Raw genomic sequence first — 21854 nt, 5'->3', positions numbered from 1 at the left:
GAATCCCCGGTGTGCGTCACGTGTCGGTGTTGGCCAGCGCGATCTCGATCAGGTCGGCCGCGCCGGCCTCCGCGATGGCCTTCGCCTGGTCGGCGCCGGCACCGGCGTCCGCCGGTTCCGCAGTGGTCGCGGTCGCGGTGAGCCCGGCCAGCCGCGTCAGCACCTCCATCAGCCCGGCCTCGCGGAGCCGCTCCAGCGGGATCGCGGCGATCGCGCGGCGCAGCTCTTCGTCCTGCGCGGCGCCGTCCCCGCCGGCGACCCCCAACTCGCCGTGCAGGTAGCGGGCCAGCGCCAGCGGCGTCGGGTAGTCGAAGGCGACGGTGGGCGGCAGCCGCAGGCCCGTCGCGGCGTTGAGCCGGTTACGGAACTCCACGGCGGTGAGGGAGTCGAAACCGAGGTCGAGCAGGCCCCGCTCCGCCTCCACCTCGCCGGGGTCGGCGTACCCGAGCACCGTGCTGATCTGCTCGCGCAGGAACTCCAGCAGCATCCGCTCCTGCTCGGCGCCGTCCCGGCCGGTCAGCCGCCGGACCAGCGTGTCCCGCGCCACCGCGCCCCGGCGGGCCGGCTCGCGGACCAGGCCGCGCAGCGGGGGCGGCAGCATCCCCGCCGCCGCCACCGCGCGGAGCGCGGCCGTGTCGAGCCTGGCCGGGACGAGCAGTGCCCGGTCCTTCGTCTGGAGCGCCATGTCGAGCAGGGCGAGCCCTTCCTCGCTGGAGAGCGGAGTGAGTCCGCTGCGGGTGAGTCGTGCGTGATCGGCTTCGTTAAGAGCCTGCGTGATCCCGCTTGAGTCCTCCCAAAGGCCCCACGCGAGGGAGATCGCGGGAAGCCCTTGCGTGCGGCGGTGGTGGGCGAGGGCGTCGAGGTAGGTGTTGGCGGCGGCGTAGTTGCCCTGCCCGGGGTTGCCGAGCGTTCCGGCGGCGGAGGAGTAGAGGACGAAGGCCGACAGGTCGCGGTTCTGGGTGAGGTCGTGCAGATTCCAGGCGGCGTCGACTTTGGGGCGCAGGACGGTGTCGAGGCGCTCCGGCGTGAGGTTGGCGATGGTTGCGTCGTCGATGGCGCCGGCGGTGTGGATGACGGCGGTCAGGTCGGGGATGGTGTCGAGGAGGTCGGCCAGGGCGGTGCGGTCGGTCAGGTCGCAGGCGGTGATGGTGACGTCCGCGCCGAGGTCGGTGAGTTCGGTGGCGAGTTCGTTCGCGCCCGGGGCGTCCGGGCCTCGGCGGCTGACGAGGATGAGCTTCCGGACGCCGTGGCGGGTGATGAGGTGGCGGGCGGCGAGGGAGCCGAGGGTGCCGGTGCCGCCGGTGACCAGGACGGTGCCGTCCGCGTCCAGCGTGACCGCGTCGTCCGCACCGGGCGCGGACGCGCGACCCAGCCTCGGGACGTAAAGGCGCCCGTCCCGGACGGCCACCTGCGGCTCCCCGGACGAGGCGACCGCCCGGACCAGTTCGGGTGCGAGGTCGTCGGGAGCGTCGATCAGGACCAGCCTTTCCGGGGCCTCCCCCTGCGCCGACCTGACCAGCCCCCAGACGGCGGCGCCCGGCAGGTCGGTGACGTCCTCCCGAGAGCCGATCGCGACGGCGCCCCGGGTCACGACCGCGAGGCGTCCCGTGGCGTCCCCGGCCAGGAACTCCCGCACCTGCTCCAGCGTGTCCGCGACGGCGGTGTGGACGGCCGCCACCGGGTCGGCGCGTTCGGGCGTCCGGTAGGCGAACACGGTCGGCTCTGGCTCGGTCGTGTCTGCTGTCGCAGCGGTGGCGAGCGGCGTCCAGCCGAGCTCGAACAGGGCTCCGGTGGGCGCGAGCTGCTCGGACCGGACGGCGCGGACGGTGAGCGACTTCGCCGTCAGCACCGGCGCCCCGGACGCATCGGTCAGCTCAAGGGACACGGTGTCGTTCCCGGTCCGGGACAGCCGCGCCAGCAACGTCGTCGTGGTGGGCGCGGCGTAGAAGGCGACGCCCTGCCAGGCGAACGGCAGCCGTGCCCCGCCCTCGTCGCTCAGGAGCGCGATGCCGTGCAGCGCCGCGTCGAGCAGCGCCGGGTGGACGCCGAACGCGCCGCCCTCCAACTCGTCGGGAAGCCCGATCTCGGCGATGACGGCGTCTTCGTCCCGCCAGGCCTTCTGGAGGCCCTGGAAGGACGAGCCGTAGACCATCCCCGCGTCGGCGAAGCGCTCGTAGAGGTCGTCGACGTTCACGCGGGCGGCCTCTTCGGGGCGCGGCGCCGCGGGCGCCTCCCGGGGCTCGTCCGCGGTTTGCGCGAGCACGCCGTCGGCATGGCGCGTCCAGTCGCCGTTCTCTGAGCGCGACTGGACCGTGATCGTCCGATGCCCGCGTTCGTCCTCTGCCCCGATGGCCACCTGGAGTTGGGTGCCGTGGTCTTGGTGGAGAGGGAGCGGGGTGTGGAGGGTGAGGTCGTGGACGTGGGGCGTGCCGGTGGTGTTCGCGGCGTGGAGGACGAGGTCGAGGAGCGCGGTGGCCGGAACGAGTATGTGGTCCTGGATGGTGTGGTCGCCGAGCCAGGGGTGTTCCTGGGTGGTGATGCGCCCGGTGAAGAGGTGCCCACCGTCGGGGAGCGCGGTCTGCGCGTGGAGGAAGGGGTGGTCGGCGCTGTCGAGCCCGGCCGCTGAGATGTCGGTGCCCTGTGCGGGGTTGAGCCAGTAGGGCTGGTGCTGGAAGGGGTAGGTGGGCAGGTCGGTGGGTGTGCCGTTGAGGACGGTGTCCCAGTTGGGCGAATGGCCGTGGGTGTGGAGTTCGGCTAGCGCTGTGACGGCTGCGTGGACTTCGTCGCTGCTGGGATTTTGCGCGGCGGTGGTGGTGGGTTCGGGATCGGTGAGGTTGGTGTTCTGGGTGAGTGTGGTGAGGGTGTCGTCGGGTCCGATTTCGAGGTAGTGGGTGATTTGGTGCTGGTGGACGGTCGTGATCGCGTGGTGGTAGTCGACGGTGTTGCGGATGTGGTTGGTCCAGTAGTCGGGTGTGGTGATGTCTCCGGGGTTGGTCGTGGTGACGGGGATTTGCGGCGGGTGGTAGGTGATCTGCTCGGCGGCCTCCCGGAACTCCTCCAGGATTGGGTTCATGAGTGGGGAGTGGAAGGCGTGGCTGACGTTGAGGCTTTTGGTTTTGCGGCCTTGGTCGGTGAAGCGTGCGGCGACGGCGTGGGCCTGGTCGTGGTCGCCGGAGATGACCAGGGAGTGAGGGGTGTTGATGGCGGCGATGGCCAACTCGTCGGTGAGGTGAGGTTCGATCTCTTGGGCGGTGGCTTGGATGGCGATCATGGCGCCGGTGGCGGGGAGTTGCTGCATGAGGTGGCCGCGGATGGTGACCAGGTGTGCGGCGTCGGGGAGGGTGAGGGTGCCGGCGATGTGGGCGGCGGTGATTTCGCCGATGGAGTGTCCGGTGAGGTGGTCGGGCCGTAGGCCCCAGTGCTCGTAGAGCCGGTACAGCGCGGTCTCGAACGCGAACAGCGCCGGTTGGGCGTTCCCGGTCTGGTGCAGGTCGGGACTGTCGCTGAACATCAACTCTTTCAGGCCATCGGGCAGGTGCTGCATGGCCTCATCGAGAGCGTCCGCGAAGACGGGGAATGCCTCGTAGAGTTCGCGACCCATGCCGGGACGTTGGCTCCCCTGTCCGGTGAACAGAACCGCGAGTTTTCCGGGCTGGGTGCGGGTGGGAGTCAGTGCGGTGAGCCCGGAGAGGAGTTCGTCGCGGGAGCGTCCGACCACGGCGGCGCGGTAATCGAAATGCGCCCGAGTCCTCGCCAGTGAGAAGGCGATGTCGCCAATATTCGCTTCGGGATGGCGGTTGAGGTGTTCGGTGAGGCGGGTGGCCTGGTCGCGGACGGCCTGCTCGGTCTTACCTGACAGCACCCAGGGGACGATCTCCGGCTCGGGTGCACCCTCAGGCTCGTCGGTCTTCTCGGCGAAGGCTTCGAGGATGATGTGGGCGTTCGTCCCGCTGATGCCGAACGACGAGACCCCGGCGCGGCGCGGGTGGTCGGTCTCCGGCCAGGACGTGTTCTCGGTCAGCAGTTCCACGGCTCCGGCCGACCAGTCGACCTGCGGTGACGGTTCGTCCGCGTGCAGGGTCTTGGGCAGGACGCCTTCCCGCATGGCCATGACCATCTTGATGATCCCGGCGACGCCTGCGGCGGCCTGGGTGTGCCCGATGTTCGACTTGATCGAGCCGAGCCGCAGGGGACGGTCGTCCGGCCGGTCCTGCCCGTAGGTGGCCAGGAGCGCTTGCGCCTCGATCGGGTCGCCGAGCGTGGTGCCCGTCCCGTGGGCTTCGATGGCGTCCACCTCGGCAGGAGTGAGCCGAGCGTTCGCCAGGGCGGCACGGATGACGCGCTGCTGCGACGGCCCGTTCGGTGCGGTGAGCCCGTTGCTGGCGCCGTCCTGGTTGATCGCGCTGCCGCGCACCACCGCCAACACACGATGGCCGTTGCGTCGGGCGTCCGACAGCCGCTCCACCAGGAGCATGCCCACGCCCTCGCCCCAGCCGACGCCGTCGGCACCGGCGGCGAAGGACTTGCAGCGGCCGTCAGGTGAGAGGCCGCGCTGCCGGCTGAACTCAAGGAAGGTGGCCGGGGTCGCCATGACGGTGACGCCGCCGGCGAGCGCCATGTCGCACTCGCCGTTCCGCAGCGCCTGCGCGGCCAGGTGCAGGGCGACCAGGGAGGACGAGCAGGCGGTGTCCACGGTCATCGCCGGGCCCTCGAAGCCGAACGTGTAAGCCACTCGCCCGGACGCGACGCTGTACGCGCTGCCCGTCCCGATGTAGCCCTCGAACCCGTCCGGGGCGCGCTGGATCAACCGGGTGCCGTAGTCCCCGTACATGACGCCTGCGAAGACGCCCGTCCGGGAGCCGCGCAGCGTTCCCGGGTCGATCCCGGCGCGCTCCAGCGTCTCCCAGGTGGCCTCCAGGAGGAGTCGTTGTTGGGGGTCGATGGCGAGTGCTTCGCGGGGGCTGATGCCGAAGAAGGCGGGGTCGAAGTGTTCGGCGTTGTGGAGGAAGCCGCCGTGGCGGGTGTAGGTGGTGCCGGTGTGGTCGGGGTCGGGGTTGTAGAGGTGGTCGGTGTTCCAGCCGCGTTGGGTGGGGAAGTCGGTGATGGCGTCGGTGCCGTCGGCGACCAGTCGCCACAGCTCCTCGGGTGTGGTGACATCGCCGGGGTAGCGGCAGGCCATCCCCACGATGGCGATCGGTTCGTCGGGTGCCGCCGTCCCGACGGTGGTCACGGGCGCGCTTCGGTCCGCGCCGGTCTGGAGGAGTTCGTCGCGCAGGTGGGCGGCGAGTGCGGTGGCGGTGGGGTGGTCGAAGGCGAGGGTGGGGGGCAGGCGGAGTCCGGTGGCGGCGTTGAGGCGGTTGCGGAGTTCGACGGTGGTGAGGGAGTCGAACCCGAAGTCTTTGAAGGCGCGGTCGGGGTCGATGGTGTCGGATGTCGAGTGGCTGAGGACGGCTGCGGTCTGGGTGCGGACCAGGTCGAGCAGCAGCGCGTGCTGGTCGTCGTCCGCCAACCCCGCCAGCCGCCGGATCAGTGACGTGGTGGCCGCGCCCGAAGCGCGGGTCTTCGCCCGCACCAGCCCGCTGAACAGCGCGGGAAGAGATCCCGCCGTCGCCTGGGCGCGCAGGGCGCCGAGGTCCAGGCGGGCGGGCACTAGGGCCGGACGGTCGGGCAGGGCCAGGGCGGTGTCGAGCAGCGCGAGTCCCTGCTCAGCGGTGAGGGGGACCATTCCGGCACGGTTGATCCTCGCCTTGCCGGCGTCGTCGAGCATCTCGGTGAGCCCGCCGGCCTGTTCCCACAGACCCCACGCGAGTGAGGCGGCGGGGAGGCCCGCCTGGCGGCGGTGGTGGGCGAGGGCGTCGAGGTAGGTGTTGGCGGCCGCGTAGTTGGCCTGCCCCGGGTTGCCGGTGACTCCGGCGGCGGAGGAGTACAGCACGAACGCGGACAGGTCGCGGTCTTGGGTGAGTTCGTGCAGGTTCCAGGCGGCGTCCACCTTCGGGCGCAGCACTGCGTCGAGGCGTTCGGGCGTCAGGTTGGGGATGGTGGCGTCGTCGATGACGCCGGCGGTGTGGATGACGGCGGTCAGATCCGGGACGTTCTCCAGCAGGCGCGCAACGGCGGTGCGGTCGGTCAGGTCGCAGGCGGCAATCGTGACGTCCGCGCCGAGGTCGGTGAGTTCGGCGGTGAGTTCGTCGGTGCCGGGTGCGTCCGGGCCTCGGCGGCTGACGAGCAGCAGCTTCCGGACGCCGTGCCGGGTGACGAGGTGGCGGGCGGCGAGGGCACCGAGGGTGCCGGTGCCGCCGGTGACCAGGACCGTGCCGTCCGCGTCCAGCGTGACCGCGTCGTCCGCACCGGCTGCGGTACGGCTCAGGCGCGGGGCGAGCAGGTCGCCGCCGCGGATCGCGACGCGCGGTTCCCCGGTGGCGACGACCGCCGCGATGTCGACGTCGCCGGCCTCGGCATCGGTGTCGATGAGCAGGAACCGGTCGGGGTTCTCGTTCTGCGCGGCCCCGACGAGTCCCCACAGCGGCGATCCCGGCAGGTCGCGCACCTCGTCGCCGGTCCCGGTGGACACCGCGCCTCGGGTGACGACCGCGAGGCGCGCGGTGCCGAACCGGTCGTCCGCCAGGAACCGCTGCAGGACGGCCAGCACCCGCTGCGCGGCGGAGTGGGCGTCCGCCACCGGATCGGCGTCGGCGGGCGAGGCGCAGTGCAGCACCAGCACGTCGGGGACGTCGGTGATGTCCTCCAAGTCCCCGTCCAGCGGTGCCCAATTGACGGGGGTGGTCTCGCCGGATGCTGCGGCCGACCAGGTGAGCTCGTACATCGGCTCGGACCGCCGGGCATGCGTCTCGCGGGTCAGCAGCGTCCCGACGGACAGCAGCGCGGCACCGGAGTCATCGATCAGCTCCAGCGAGATCCCATCCTCAGCGGACGCGGACGCAGGGGTGAGTCGCGCCCGCAGCCGAGTGGTCGCGGGCGCGTGCACGGTGATGTCGCGCCAGGCGAACGGCAGCCGCACCGCTCGGCCCGGTTCGATGCCGGACAGCACGCCCGGATGCAGGACGGCGTCGAGCAGCGCCGGGTGCACCGTGAAACCGGCGACGGGCGTGTCCTCGGGGAGCCGCACCTCGACGTAGGAGGTGTCGCCGTCCCGCCACGCGGCCTGGACGTTCTGGAAGAGCGGACCGTACTCGTAGCCGTGCGCGGCGAGCCGTTCGTAGAGGTCCTCGACCGCGACGAGTTCGGCGCCCGGAGGCGGCCATGAACCCGCGTCGGCGGGCGGCGGCTCGGCCGCGCCGTCGACGCCGAGCGCGCCGGAGGCCAGCGTCGTCCAGGGGCGTTCGGGGTCGTCCGACTCGTCGGGCCGCGAGTGGACGGTGAGCGCGCGCAGCCCGCCTTCGTCCGGTTCCGCCACGGTGACGCGGAGCTGGAGGGCGCCGCGTTCGGGCAGGACGAGCGGCGCGTGCAGGGTGAGTTCGTCGATCCGAGCAGCGCCGACCCGCGCGGCGGCGTGCGCGGCGAGGTCAAGGAACGCCGTCCCGGGCAGCAGCACGACGTCGTTGACCGCGTGGTCGGCCAGCCACGGATGCGTCGCGAGCGAGAGCCGCCCGGAGAGCACCGTGCCCGCCCCGTCCGGCAGATCGACGGCCGCGCCGAGGAAGGGATGACCGGTCGCGTCCAAGCCCAGGTTTCCGGCGGTGCCCGCACCGCTGCCCCGCGCCACCCAGAAGCGTTCGCGCTGGAACGCGTACGGGGGGAGGTCCACGCGGCGTGCGCCGGTGCCGTCGAACAGCCGCGTCCAGTCGGGCGAGAGGCCGAGCGCGTGGAGCCGGGCCACGGCCGTCAGCACCGCCTCCGGCTCGGGATGGCCGGACCGCAGCGTGGGGATCGCGGGTGGCGCGACGTCCGGGAGGCACTCCTCCGTGAGCGGGCTCAGCACCGCGTCGGGACCGATCTCCAGGTAGACGGTGGCGCCGTCCTCGTGGAGGGTCCGCACGCCGTCGCCGAACCGGACGGCGCGCCGGATGTGCTCGGTCCAGTAGTCGGGCGAGCGGAGCTCGTCCGGCGTCGCGGTGCGGCCGGTGAGCGTGGAGACGAGCGGGATGCGGGGCGGCTCGACCGTCAGCGACGCTGCGACCTCGCGGAACGCCGCGAGGATCGGGTCCATCCGGGGCGAGTGGAACGCGTGGCTGACCCGCAGCCGGCGGGTCTTGCGGCCCTGCTCCGCGAGCTGTTCGGCGACGCGCCGCACGGCGTCCTCGTCGCCGGACACCACGACGGACTGCGGACCGTTGACGGCGGCGATGTCCACCCGATCCCGGATGCCGTCGCCCAGCCCGTCCAGGACCGTCCGCACGGCCTCCTCCGAAGCGCGGACGGACACCATGGCGCCGCCCTCCGGAAGCTCCTGCATGAGCCGCCCGCGCGCCGCGACCAGCCGGGACGCGTCGGCGAGCGGCAGCACCCCGGCGGCGTGCGCGGCGGCGATCTCCCCGATGGAGTGCCCGGCCAGCCGGTCCGGGCGCAGGCCCCACGACTCCAGCAGCCGGTAGAGCGCGACCTCCAGGGCGAACAGCGCGGGCTGGGTGTAGCGGGTCTGGTGGATCAGCTCCGCCTCGGGCGTCCCGTCGGCGGTGAACACCACCGCCGCGAGGGGCTGCTCCAGGTGCGCGTCGAGATGCCCGCAGACCTCGTCGAAGGCCCGCGCGAACACCGGGAACGCCTCGTACAGTTCCCGGCCCATGCCCGGCCGCTGGCTGCCCTGCCCGGTGAACAGGAAGGCGACCCGGTGCTCGCCGGAGACCTCGGCCCCGGCGAGCCCGGAGCCGGGACGCCCCTCCGCCAGTGCCGCCACCGCGGCCAGCAGTTCCTCGCGGCTCCGGCCGACGGCGGCGGCCCGGTGGTCGAAGGCGGTGCGCGAGACGGCGAGGGAGTGACCGACGTCGGCGGGACGCAGCGCGGGGTCGGCGGCGACGAACTCGTGCAGCCGCCGCGCCTGCGCGCGCAGCGCCTCACCAAACCTGGCGGAGATCGGCCAGATCACCGGCGCGGCGGCCTCGTCCGGTGCGTCTTCCGTCTTCGCCGGGCGGGCGGGGGCCTGCTCGATGATGACGTGCGCGTTGGTGCCGCTCACGCCGAACGACGAGACCCCGGCGCGGCGCGGATGGCCGTAGTCCGGCCACGGGCGCGCCTCGGTGAGCAGGGAGACCGCCCCCGCGTCCCACTCGACGTACGGGGAGGGCTCCTCGGCGTGCAGCGTCTTCGGCAGCGTCCCGTGCCGCATCGCCAGCACCATCTTCATGACCCCGCCGATTCCGGCGGCGGCCACCGCGTGCCCGATGTTGGACTTGATCGAGCCCAGCCACACGGGCCGGTCCCCGGACCGCTTCCCGTACGTGGCGAGAAGCGCCTGCGCCTCGATCGGGTCGCCGAGGGACGTGCCGGTGCCGTGCGCCTCCACCGCGTCCACGTCGTCGGTCCCCAGCCCGGCGTCGGCGAGCGCGGCGCGGATGACGCGCTGCTGCGACGGACCGTTGGGCGCGGTGAGCCCGTTGCTGGCGCCGTCCTGGTTGATCGCGGTGCCGCGCACCAGCGCCAGGACGGGCAGGCCGTCGCGGCGCGCCACCGACAGCGGCGCGAGGACGAGCGTGCCCGCGCCCTCGCTCCACGCGACGCCGTCGGCGGCCGCGGAGAACGACTTGCTGCGGCCGTCCGGGGCCAGCCCCCGCAGCCGGCTGAACTCCTGGAACATGCCGGGCGAGGACTGGATCGTCGACCCGCCGACCAGGGCGATCGGGCATTCGCCGGAGCGCAGCGAACGCACGGCCAGGTGCAGCGCCACCAGGGAGGACGAGCAGGCGGTGTCCACGCTGAACGTCGGCCCCTCCAGGCCGAGCGTGTAGGCGATGCGCCCGGACGCGACGCTCGGCGAGTTCCCGGTCAGCAGGTACCCCTCGACGTCCTCCGGACCGAGGTGGCCGAGCGCGAGGTACTCCTGCGCGGAGATCCCGATGAAGACGCCGGTGCGGCTGCCGCGCAGGCCGTCCGGGGCGATCCCGGCCCGCTCCAGCGCCTCCCAGGACGTCTCCAGCAGCAGCCGCTGCTGCGGCTCGATCGCCAGCGCCTCCCGCGGGCTGATCCCGAAGAAGGCGGCGTCGAACCGGTCCGCGTCGTGCACGAACCCGCCGTGCATCGTGTACGTCTTGCCCGGCGCGTCCGGGTCCGGGTCGTACAGCGCGTCGAGGTCCCAGCCCCGGTTGCCGGGGAACGCCGAGATCGCGTCCCGGCCCTCGGCGAGCAGCTCCCAGAGTGCCTCGGGCGAGTCCGCGCCGCCGGGGAACCGGCAGGCCATGCCCACGATCGCGATCGGCTCGTCGGCGGCGGGCGCGGCGCGGAGGCGGCCCGGACGGGCCGTCTCCTCCGGTTCCGGCTCGGGGTCGGCGCCCGTGATCTCGGTGACCAGGTACTCGGCCAGCGCGGCGGGCGTCGGGTAGTCGAACAGCGCCGTCGCGGGCAGCCGCAGCCCCGCGGCGGCCTTGAGCTGGTTGCGCAGCTCGACGGCGGTGAGGGAGTCGAAGCCGAGGTTCTGGAACGCCTCACCGGGCGCGACCGCGTCCGGCGAGTCATGGCCGAGGGCGCGGGCGGCGTGCGCGCGGACCAGATCCAGCAGGACCCGGGTGCGCTCCGCCTCGTCCTTCCCGGCCAGCTCCCGCCGCAGCCCGGACGCGTCCGCGCCGCCCCCCTGCGCGGCGGCCCGCCGGACGGGCGTCCGCACCAGGTCGCCGTAGATCCGCGCGAGCCGCCCGGCGCGCGCCTGCCGCTGCAGCGCGGCGGTGTTGAGCTGCGCTGGGACGAGCGTGGGCTGGTCGGTGGCGAGCGCGGCGTCGAGGAGGGAGAGACCTTGCCGGGTGGTGAGGGGAGTGAGGGCGGTGCGGTTGGGATCGATCTGTTGGGTGAGGGTGCTGGCCTGTTGCCAGAGTCCCCAGGCGAGGGAGGTGGCGGGGAGGCCGTGTGCGTGGCGGTGGTGGGCGAGGGCGTCGAGGTAGGTGTTGGCGGCGGCGTAGTTGGCTTGTCCTGGGTTGCCGAGGGTTCCGGCTGCGGAGGAGTAGAGGACGAAGGCGGACAGGTCGCGGTCTTGGGTGAGTTCGTGCAGGTTCCAGGCGGCGTCGACCTTGGGGCGCAGGACGGTGTCGAGCTGTTCGGGGGTGAGGTTGAGGACGGTGGCATCGTCGATGATGCCGGCGGTGTGGATGACGGCGGTCAGGTCGGGGATGGTGTCGAGGAGGTCGGCCAGGGCGGTGCGGTCGGTCAGGTCGCAGGCGGTGATGGTGACGTCCGCGCCGAGGTCGGTGAGTTCGGTGGCGAGTTCGTTCGCGCCGGGGGCGTCCGGGCCTCGGCGGCTGACGAGCACCAGTTTCTGGACGCCGTGGTGGGTGATGAGGTGGCGGGCGGCGAGGGCGCCGAGGGTGCCGGTGCCGCCGGTGATCAGGACGGTGCCGTCGGTGTCCAGGCCAGAGGGCCGGTCGTCGGCCGGGGGCTGCGCGCGGACCAATCGCGGGACGTAGACACGTCCGTCCCGGACGGCCAGCTGCGGCTCTTCCGCCAGCAGAGCAGGGGAGACGAGCACTTCGCCGGGCTCGCCCCCGGCGCGGTCGATCAGGAGCAGCCGGTCGGGGTTCTCGTTCTGCGCCACCCGGACCAGGCCCCAGATCGTTGCGGCGGCCAGGTCGCGGAGCGGGTCGTCCGCGCCGATCGCGACGGCGCCGCGCGTGACGACCGCGAGCCGGCCGGTCGAGTCCTCGTCCGCGAGGAACTTCTGGACGCGTCCCAGGACGTGCCGGGCGGCGGCGTGGGCGGCCTCGACGGGGGCGACGCCGTCAGGCGACTCCCACGACAGCACCTCCAGATGGGGAGCCTCGTCCAGGCTGACGAGGTCGGCGTCATCGGCTTCGACCGGCTTCCAGGCCGCGACATGAAGGGGGAGGCTCCCGCCGCTGAGCTGCGCCGGGTCGGCCTGCCTCGTCACGAGGGACTCCACCGTCAGCACCGGCGCACCCGCAGTGTCGACGATCTCCAGCGACATGGTGTCGGCGTCCACGACGCGCACACGGGCGCGCAACCGGCTGCCGCCGCGCGCGTGCAGTGCCACACCGCTCCAGGAGAACGGCACCCCGAGCCGCACGTTCGGGTCCTGCCGGAACTTCTCCGCGATGAAGGACTGGAGAGCGGCGTCCAGGAGCCCGGGATGCACACTGAACGCCCCGGCTCCGGTGCCTTCGGGGAGCTCCAGCTCGCTGTAGATCGTGTCGCCGTCCAGCCAGGCGGACTTCAAGCCGAGGAACAGCGGCCCGTAGCCGAACCCCATCGCGGCGAGCCCGTGCTGCATCTCCTCGACGTCCAGCGGCGTCGCCTCGGCGGACGGCGGCCACGGCACGGACGCGACCGGCGCGGGCTCGCCGGAGGCCAGCGTCCCGGTGGCGTGCCGGGTCCATTCGGTGTCGGGCAGCGCGTCGGCCGGCCGGGAGTGCAGCGTCACGGAACGGCGCCCCGACGCGTCCGCGACCGACACGGCCAGCCGCAGATGCAGCGCACCCCGCTCGGGAACCGCGAGGAAGGCGTGGTGGGTCAGCTCCTCGATGTGCCCGCCGCCGGTCTCCTCCGCAGCACGCAGCAGGAGATCGACGTACGCGGCGCCGGGGACGACGGCCACACCGTTGATGAGGTGCTCGGAAAGCCACGGGTGCGTGGCCGTGGACAGGCGCCCGGTGAAGACGTGCCCTTCCTCATCGGCCAACTCGATCGCGGCGTCGAGGAGCGGATGGTCGACGTCGCTCTGCCCCAGCTCGCCCGGACTGACCGCGACCGTGGAGTTGAGCCAGTAGGGCTGGTGCTGGAAGGGGTAGGTGGGCAGGTCGGTGGATGTGCCGTTGAGGACGGTGTCCCAGTTGGGATTGACCCCATGGGTGTGGAGCTCGGCCAGCGCTGTGAGGGCTGCTTGGACTTCGTCGCTGTTGGGCTTTTGTGCGGCGGTGGTGGTGGGTTCGGGGTCGATGAGGCCGGTGTTCTGGGTGAGTGTGGTGAGGGTGTTGTCGGGTCCGATTTCGAGGTAGTGGGCGATCTGGTGTTGCTGGTGGAGGGTCGTGACGGCGTGGTGGTAGTCAACGGTGTTGCGGATGTGGTTGGTCCAGTAATCAGGTGTGGTGATGTCTCCGGGGTTAGTTGTAGTGATCGGAATCTGCGGTGCGTGATAAGTGATTTGCTCGGCGGCTTCCCGAAATTCCTCCAGGATCGGTTCCATGAGGGGGGAGTGGAAGGCGTGGCTGACGTTGAGGGTTTTGGTTTTGCGGCCTTGGTCGGTGAAGTGTGCGGCGACGGTGTGGGCTTGGTCGTGGTCGCCGGAGATGACCAGGGAGTGGGGGGTGTTGATGGCGGCGATGCTGAGCTGGTCGGTCAGGTGTGGCTGGAGTTCTTGGGCGGTGGCTTGGATGGCGATCATGGCGCCGGTGGCGGGGAGTTGCTGCATGAGCCGGCCGCGGAGGGTGACCAGGTGGGCGGCGTCGGGGAGGGTGAGGGTGCCGGCGATGTGGGCGGCGGTGATTTCGCCGATGGAGTGTCCGGCGAGGTGGTCGGGCCGCAGGCCCCAGTGCTCGTAGAGCCGGTACAGCGCGGTCTCGAACGCGAACAGCGCGGGTTGGGCGTTCCCGGTCTGGTGCAGGTCGGGACTGTCGCTGAACATCAGCTCTTTCAGGCCATCGGGCAGGTGCTGCATGGCCTGATCGAGAGCGTCCGCGAAGACGGGGAATGCCTCGTAGAGTTCGCGACCCATGCCGGGACGTTGGCTGCCCTGGCCCGTGAAAAGAACCGCGAGTTTCCCGCTGCGGGCCTGCTGCACGGTAATCTCGGCAAGCCCCGCGAGCATTTCCTCACGCGTGCGTCCAATGACGGCAGCACGATGATCGAAATGTGCTCGGGTCGTCGCCAGTGAATAGGCGACATCACCGATATTTGCTTCGGGGTGCCGGTTCAGGTGTTCGGTGAGGCGGATGGCCTGGTCGTGCACGGCCTGCTCGGTCTTGCCCGACAGCACCCAAGGCACGATCACCGGCTCCGGTGCGTCCTCCGGCTCTTCGGACTCCTCGGCCTCCTCAGCAGCGGCCTCCAGGATGAGGTGGGCGTTGGTGCCGCTGATCCCGAAGGACGACACTCCGGCGCGGCGGGGGCGTCCGGTATCGGGCCAAGGCGTGGCCTCCGACAGCAGCTCCACGGCTCCCGCAGACCAGTCGACCTGCGGGGACGGCTCGTCCACATGCAGCGTCTTGGGCAGAACGCCCTCCTGCATGGCCATGACCATCTTGATGATCCCGGCGACCCCGGCCGCCGCCTGTGCATGGCCGATGTTCGATTTGATCGACCCGAGCCACAACGGCGCCGCGCCGTCCCGGCCCTGCCCGTAGGTGGCCAGCAGCGCTTGCGCCTCGATCGGGTCGCCGAGCCGGGTGCCCGTACCGTGCGCCTCGACCGCGTCCACCCCTTCCGGGGGTAGTTCGGCGTTGGCGAGGGCCTGGCGGATGACCTGTTCCTGGGCGGGGCCGTTGGGGGCGGTGAGCCCGTTGCTGGCGCCGTCCTGGTTGATCGCGCTGCCGCGCACCACCGCCAACACGCGGTGCCCGTTCCGGACCGCGTCCGACAGTCGCTCCAGCACGAACATGCCCGCGCCTTCGGCCCAGGCCGTGCCGTCTGCGCCGGCGGCGAAGGACTTGCAGCGGCCGTCCGGTGAGAGGCCGCGCTGACGGCTGAACTCCAGGAAGATCCCGGGGCTCGGCATCACCGTGGCGCCGCCCGCCAGCGCCATGTCACACTCACCGTGCCGGAGCGACTGGCAGGCCAAGTGCAGGGCGACCAGCGAGGACGAGCACGCCGTGTCCACCGTGACGGCCGGGCCTTCGAAGCCGAACGTGTAGGCGACCCGCCCGGACGCGACGCTCGCCGCGATGCCGGTCAGGACGTACCCCTCCGCCTCCTCGGGCGCCGGGTACCGCAGGGACGCGTACTCCTGCGCGGCGACGCCCGTGAACACGCCGGTGCCGCTGCCGCGCAGCGCCGACGGGTCGATGCCGCCGCGTTCGAGCGCCTCCCAGGTCGTCTCCAGCAGCAGCCGCTGCTGCGGGTCCATCGCCAGGGCCTCGCGCGGGCTGATGCCGAAGAATCCCGCATCGAAGCGGTCGGCGTCGTGGAGGAAGCCGCCGTGCCGGACGTAAGTCTTCCCCGGCGCGTCCGGGTCGGGGTCGTAGAGGTCGTCCACCGCCCAGCCGCGGTTGCGCGGGAACGCGGTGACCGCGTCGCGCTCCTCGGCGACGAGCCGCCACAGCGCCTCGGGGGAGTCCGCGCCGCCGGGGAAGCGGCAGGCCATCCCGACGATCGCGACCGGTTCGGGCCGCCGGTCCTGCTCCAGTTCCTTGAGCCGCCGGCGCGCCTGTGCGAGGTCGGCGGTCACCCGCTTCAGGTAGTCGCGCAGCTTCTCTTCGTTGGCAGTCGCCATCGAGCCCGCCCCCTTCGTCACAGTTCGTTGTCGATGAAGCTGAAGATCTCCTCGTCGCTGGCCGCGTCGAGCGCCGCCGCCGGATCGGACGGCGGCCCCTCGGCGGACTCGGCGGGGTCCTCAGCGGCGGCTCCGGCGAGCTCGTTGAGCCGGAACAGGAAGTCCTTGAGGCGGCCGGTGAGCCGGTCGCGCAGTTCGGCGTCGGGCGGGGCGGCGAGCACCCCGGCCTCCAGCCGCTCCAGTTCGGCGAGCGCGGCGGGGGCGGCGGCCTCCTCGGTGGGAGCCAGCGCACCCGCCAGGTATTCGGCGAGTTCGACCGGCGTCGGGTGGTCGAAGATCAGCGCCGCGGGCAGGCGGCGGCCGACGGCGGCCCCCAGCCGGTTGCGCAGCTCCACGGCGGTCAGCGAGTCGAAGCCCGCGTCCTTGAATGCGGTGTCGGGATCGACGGCGTCACCGTCCGCGTGTCCGAGGACTGCGGCGGCCTCGTCCCGCACCAACTGGAGCAGTGCCTCCGTGCGGCGTGCCGGGGGAAGCGCCGCCCAGTGCGCCTCCGCCGTCCGCCCGTCCCGGACGGCCGGGCTTCCGGTGGCGGCGGCGCGCGGCGGGCGGCTGCGGACCGTGCCGCCGGTCAGCGCGGGCCCGAGCCGGGCCGGGACCACGGTCGCCCGCGCGGACGGGACGGCCCGGTCGAACAGCGCGAGCCCGTCGTCCGGCGACATCGGCAGGATGCCCGTGCGGGCCATGCGGTCCCGGTCGGCGGCGGACAGGTCGCCGGCCATCCCGCCCGGCTGCTCCCACAGGCCCCAGGCCAGCGAGACGGCGGGCAGGCCGCGGGCGCGGCGCTCGTGCGCGACGGCGTCCAGGGCGGCGTTGGCGGCGGCATAGGCGGACTGGCCCGCGTTGCCGAGCGTCCCGGCCAGCGAGGAGAACAGGACGAACGCGGCCAGGTCGGCCCCGGCGGTGAGCTCGTCCAGGTGCCGGGCGGCCGTGGCCTTGGCGGCCATGACCCGGTCGAGCCGGTCCGGGGTGAGGGACGCGAAGGTCCCGTCGTGCAGGACGCCCGCCGCGTGCACGACGCCGGTCAGCGGATGCTCGGCCGGGATCGCGTCCAGCGCCGCCGCGAGCGCGTCCCGGTCGGAGACGTCGCAGGCGGCGACCGTCACCGTCGCGCCCAGTTCGCCGAGCGCCGAGGCCAGCTCGGCGGTGGACCCGGCGTCCGGGCCGCTGCGGCTGACCAGCAGCAGGTGCCGGACGCCGTGCGCGGCCGCCAGATGCCGGGCCACCAGCCCGCCCAGCGCCCCGGTGCCGCCCGTGACGAGCACCGTGCCCTCGGGGTCGAACGGCGCGGGGACGGTCAGCACCACCTTGCCGATGTGCCGGGCCTGGCTGACGAACCGGAACGCCTCCGGCGCCCGGCGCACGTCCCAGGCGGTGACCGGCGGCGGCGCCAGCACCCCGCGCTCGAACAGCCCGACCAGGTCGGTGAGCATGCTCTGCACCAGGTCCGGGTCGGCGTCGGCGAGGTCGAACGGCCGATACTCGACGTCCGGGTGCCCGGCCGCCACGTCCTCGGCGGAACGGAGGTCGGTCTTGCCCATCTCCAGGAAACCGCCGCCGCGCGGCAGCAGCCGCAGCGACGCGTCCACGAAGTCCCCGGCGAGCGAGTTCAGCACCACGTCCACGCCCTCGCCGCGCGTGGCGGCCTTCACGTCGGCCTCGAAGCCGAGCGTGCGCGAGTCCGCGAGGTGGTCGCCGTCGAAGCCGAGGGCCGCCCGCAGCACCGCGTGCTTGCCGGTGCTCGCCGTGCCGAAGACCTCGGCGCCCCAGTGCCGGGCGAGCTGGACGGCGGCCATGCCGACCCCGCCCGCAGCGGCGTGCACCAGCAGCCGCTGCCCGCGCCGCAGACCCGCCAGCTCCTTCAGCCCGTAGTAGGCGGTGAGGAACACGACCGGCACGGCGGCGGCCTCGGCGAAGGTCCAGCCGGACGGCATCCGGGTCACGCACCGCCGGTCGGCGACCGCGACCGGTCCCATCGCGCCCGGGAACAGGCCCATCACCCGGTCGCCGACGCCGACCCCGGTGACGTCCGCCCCCACCTCGGTCACCACGCCCGCGGCCTCGCCGCCGATCGACACCGCGCCCGGATACATGCCGAGCGCCATCAGGACGTCCCGGAAGTTCAGCCCGGCGGCGCGGACTGCGATCCGCACCTCACCCGGTCCCAGCGGACGGACGCCCTCGGGCGCGGGGACGAGCGCCAGTCCGGTGAGCGCGCCCGGCTCGACGGCGTCCACCCGCCAGGCGGGCGCGTCCGCCGGCGGCACCAGCTCCGCGTCGTCGGCGCCGGAGCTGAGCCGCGGCGCCAGGAACGCGCCGTCCCGCAGTGCTAGCTGCTCCTCGCCGGTCGCGAGCAGCAGGGCCACCGGCAGCGCATCGAGGTCACCGTCGATGCCGGTGTCGATGTCGGCCAGGACGATCCGGCCGGGCTCCTCCCGCTGGACCGCGCGGACCAGACCCCACACACCGGCGGCGCCGGGATCGGTGATCCGCTCGCCTTCGCGCGCCGCGACGGCGTGCCCGGTGACGACCACGAGCCGCTCGTCGGCGGGCGGCTCAGCGGCCAGCCAGTCCTGGACGAGCGTGAGCGCGTCGTGAACACCGTCGGGTCGGACGATCTCGTACGGGCCCGTGGACGGCTCCGGCGGCACCGCGACCGGCACCCAGTCCAGGCGGTACAGGGGGTCGTCGACCTCGAGCGCTGCGGCCAGCCGGCCGGGCGTCACGGGACGGACGGTCAGCGACTCGACCGTGGCCACCGGCGCGCCCGTGGTGTCGGTGAGCGTGAGTGACCATGCGTCGGGACCGACCGGCGACAGCGTCACCCGCACATGAGCGGCGCCGACCGCATGTAGGGCGACCCCGGACCATGCGAACGGCAGCACGACCGCACCGGGCGTCGTGCCCGGCGCCAGACCGAGCGGATGCAGCGCGGCGTCCAGGAGCGCCGGATGGATGCCGAAGCCACCGATCTCGCCGGGCAGCTCCACCTCGGCGTGCAGCGTCGTCCCGTCCTGCCAGACCGCGCGCAACCCTTGGAACGCGGGACCGTAGTCGAGGCCCAGCTCGGCGAGGACTTCATATGGGTCCGTCTCGACCCGCACGGCACCAGGCGGCGGCCATGCCGTTGTGGAGGCGGGTACATCAACCTCTGGCGCGTCCTGCGCGAGCACACCCGTCGCGTGCTCCACCCACGCCGCGTCAGGCCCGGACCGCGAACGGACGGAACACGACCGCCGACCGTCCTCGCCCTCTGCTCCGACAGTGATCTGGAGGTGGGTGTCGTGGTCTTGATGGAGCACGAGCGGGGTCTGGAGCGTGAGGTCGTGGATGTGGGGAGTGCCGATGGTCTCTGCGGCGTGGAGGACGAGGTCGAGGAGAGCGGTGCCGGGGAGCAGCGTGTGGTTGTGGACGGTGTGGTCGTGGAGCCACGGGTGGTCGTGGGTGCTGATGCGTCCGGTGAAGAGGTGCCCGCCGTCTGGGAGGTCAGCGCGCGCGTGGAGGAACGGGTGGTCGGTCGTGTCGAGCCCGAGGCCGCGCGCGTCGCTGGGGGCGGTGGAGGCGTGGAGCCAGTAGGGGTGGCGTTGGAAGGCGTAGGTGGGCAGGTCGGTGGGTTTACCGGTGATGACGGCGTCCCAGTCGGGGGTGACCCCGTGGGTGTGGAGTTCGGCTAGCGCATCGACGGCTGCGTGTACTTCGTTGGTTTTGGGCTTTTGTGCGGCGGTGATGCTGGGTTCGGGGTCGGTGAGTCCGGTGTTCTGAGTGAGTGTGGTGAGGGTGTTGTCGGGTCCGATTTCGAGGTAGTGGGCGATGTGGTGTTGCTGGTGGAGGGTCGTGACGGCGTGGTGGTAGTCGACGGTGTTGCGGATGTGGTTGGTCCAGTAATCAGGTGTGGTGATGTCTCCGGAGTTGGTGGTGGTGACGGGTATTTGCGGTGGGTGGTAGGTGATCTGCTCGGCGGCTTCCCGGAATTCCTCCAGGATCGGTTCCATGTGTGGGGAGTGGAAGGCGTGGCTGACGTTGAGGTTTTTGGTTTTGCGGCCTTGGTCGGTGAAGTGTGCGGCGACGGTGTGGGCTTGGTCGTGGTCGCCGGAGATGACCAGGGAGTGGGGGGTGTTGATGGCGGCGATGCTGAGTTGGTCGGTCAGGTGGGGCTGGAGTTCTTGGGCGGTGGCTTGGATGGCGATCATGGCGCCGGTGGCGGGGAGTTGCTGCATGAGGTGGCCGCGGATGGTGACCAGGTGTGCGGCGTCGGGGAGGGTGAGGGTGCCGGCGATGTGGGCGGCAGTGATTTCGCCGATGGAGTGTCCGGCGAGGTGGTCGGGCCGCAGGCCCCAGTGCTCGTAGAGCCGGTAGAGGGCGGTTTCGAACGCGAACAGGGCGGGTTGGGCGTTCCCGGTCTGGTGCAGGTCGGCGCTGTCGCTGAACATCAGCTCTTTCAGACCATCGGGCAGGTACTGCATGGCCTCATCGAGAGCGTCCCCGAAGACGGGGAATGCCTCGTAGAGGTCGCGTCCCATGCCAGGACGTTGGCTCCCCTGGCCCGTGAACAGCACCGCGATTTTTCCGCTGCGGGCCTGCTGTACGGTGATTTCGGCAAGCCCTGCCAGCATCTCCTCGCGGGTGCCCCCGACAACGGCCGCACGCTGATCGAAATTCGCCCGAGTCGTCGCCAGTGAATAGGCGATATCGCCGATGTTCAGTTCAGGGTGTGCGTGGATGTGTTCGGCGAGGCGGGCAGCCTGATCCCGCACGGCCTGTTCGGTCTTGCCCGACAGCACCCAAGGCACGATCACCGGCTCCGGTGCGTCCACCGGCTCCTCGGTCTCCCCGTCGGCGGCCTCCAGGATGATGTGGGCGTTGGTGCCGCTGATCCCGAAGGACGACACTCCGGCGCGGCGCGGGTGGTCGGTCTCCGGCCAGGGGGTGTTCTCCGTGAGAAGGGAGACCGCGCCCGATTCCCAATCGACGTGCGGGGACGGTTCGTCCACGTGCAGCGTCTTGGGCAGGACGCCCTCCCGCATGCTCATGACCATCTTGATGATCCCGGCGACCCCGGCCGCCGCCTGCGCATGCCCGATGTTCGACTTGACCGACCCCAGCCACAGCGGCGCGGCGCCGTCCCGCCCCTGCCCGTAGGTGGCCAGCAGAGCCTGGGCCTCGATCGGGTCGCCCAGCTTGGTGCCCGTCCCGTGCGCCTCGACCGCGTCGATGTCCTCGGTGGTGAGTCCGGCGTCGGTCAGGGCGGCTCGGATGACGCGCTGCTGCGACGGTCCGTTCGGTGCGGAGAGCTGGCTGCTCGCGCCGTCCTGGTTGACCGCGCTGCCGCGGATCACCGCGAGGATCCGGTGCCCGTTCGCCTGCGCGTCCGACAGTTTCTCCAGCAGCAGCAGGCCGGCGCCTTCGCCGAGGATCGTGCCGTCCGCCGCCGCCGCGAAGGCTTTCACGCGGGCGTCGGCGGCGAGGCCGCGCTGACGGCTGAACTCCAGGAAGCTGGCCGGGGTCGCCATGACGGTGACGCCGCCCGCGAGGGCCATGTCGCACTCGCCGTTCCGCAATGCCTGCGCCGCCAGGTGGACGGCCACGAGCGACGATGAGCACGCCGTGTCCACCGTGACCGCCGGGCCCTCCAGCCCGAGCGTGTACGCGACCCGCCCGGACGCGACACTGTAGGCGCTGCCCGTGCCGAGGTACGCCTCGAACTCCTCCGGGGGACGGTGCCAGAGCCGGCCGCCGTAGTCCCCGTACATGACGCCCGCGAAGACGCCCGTCCGGGAACCGCGCAGCGTCCCCGGGTCGATCCCGGCCCGCTCGAACGCCTCCCAGGCGGTCTCCAGCAGCAACCGCTGCTGCGGGTCGATCGCGAGGGCCTCGCGCGGGCTGATGCCGAAGAAGGCAGCGTCGAAGTGGTCGGCGTCCTCCAGGAAGCCGCCCTCGCGGACGTAGCAGCGGCCCGCGGCGGCGGGGTCGGGGTCGTACAGGCCGGCGTCCCAGCCGCGGTCGGCGGGGAAGGGGCGGATCGAGTCCCGCCCCTCGGCGACCAGCCGCCACAGCCCCTCCGGGGAGTCCACGCCGCCGGGGTAGCGGCAGCTCATCGCCACGACCGCGACCGGCTCCGGTCCGGCGGCGGCCTCCGCGAGCCGCCGCCGGGTCCGGTGCAGCTCGGTCGTCACCCGCTTCAGGTAGTCGCGGAGGCGTTCCTCGGCGGAGGCCGCAGGCGTGGACGACTCGGAAATGGACATCGGCGGCTGACCCTTCG

The 21854-nt window shown here is 72.4% G+C and carries 2 protein-coding genes; both read right to left on the bottom strand.

Translation table 11 applies throughout. The features are described 5' to 3' along the window. Positions 1–16 precede the first annotated feature (16 nt). Positions 17–15538, bottom strand: coding sequence for an SDR family NAD(P)-dependent oxidoreductase (locus ACGFI1_RS30075; protein ID WP_392790118.1), 15522 nt, complete (start codon positions 15536–15538; stop codon positions 17–19). A gap of 17 nt (positions 15539–15555) precedes the next feature. Next, positions 15556–21837: an SDR family NAD(P)-dependent oxidoreductase gene (locus ACGFI1_RS30070; RefSeq protein WP_392790115.1), complete on the bottom strand. Its 6282-nt coding sequence runs from the start codon at positions 21835–21837 to the stop codon at positions 15556–15558. Between the last annotated feature and the right edge of the window lie 17 nt (positions 21838–21854).

This window comes from Actinomadura geliboluensis (genome assembly GCF_043197915.1).
Lineage (GTDB): Bacteria > Actinomycetota > Actinomycetes > Streptosporangiales > Streptosporangiaceae > Spirillospora > Spirillospora geliboluensis.
This window is presented reverse-complemented; position numbering and strand designations above follow the sequence as displayed.

Bases quoted from the DNA above. Each gene is read 5' to 3' on its own strand.
- ACGFI1_RS30075 (WP_392790118.1), bottom strand. From the start codon at position 15,538: ATGGCGACTGCCAACGAAGAGAAGCTGCGCGACTACCTGAAGCGGGTG.
- ACGFI1_RS30070 (WP_392790115.1), bottom strand. From the start codon at position 21,837: ATGTCCATTTCCGAGTCGTCCACGCCTGCGGCCTCCGCCGAGGAACGC.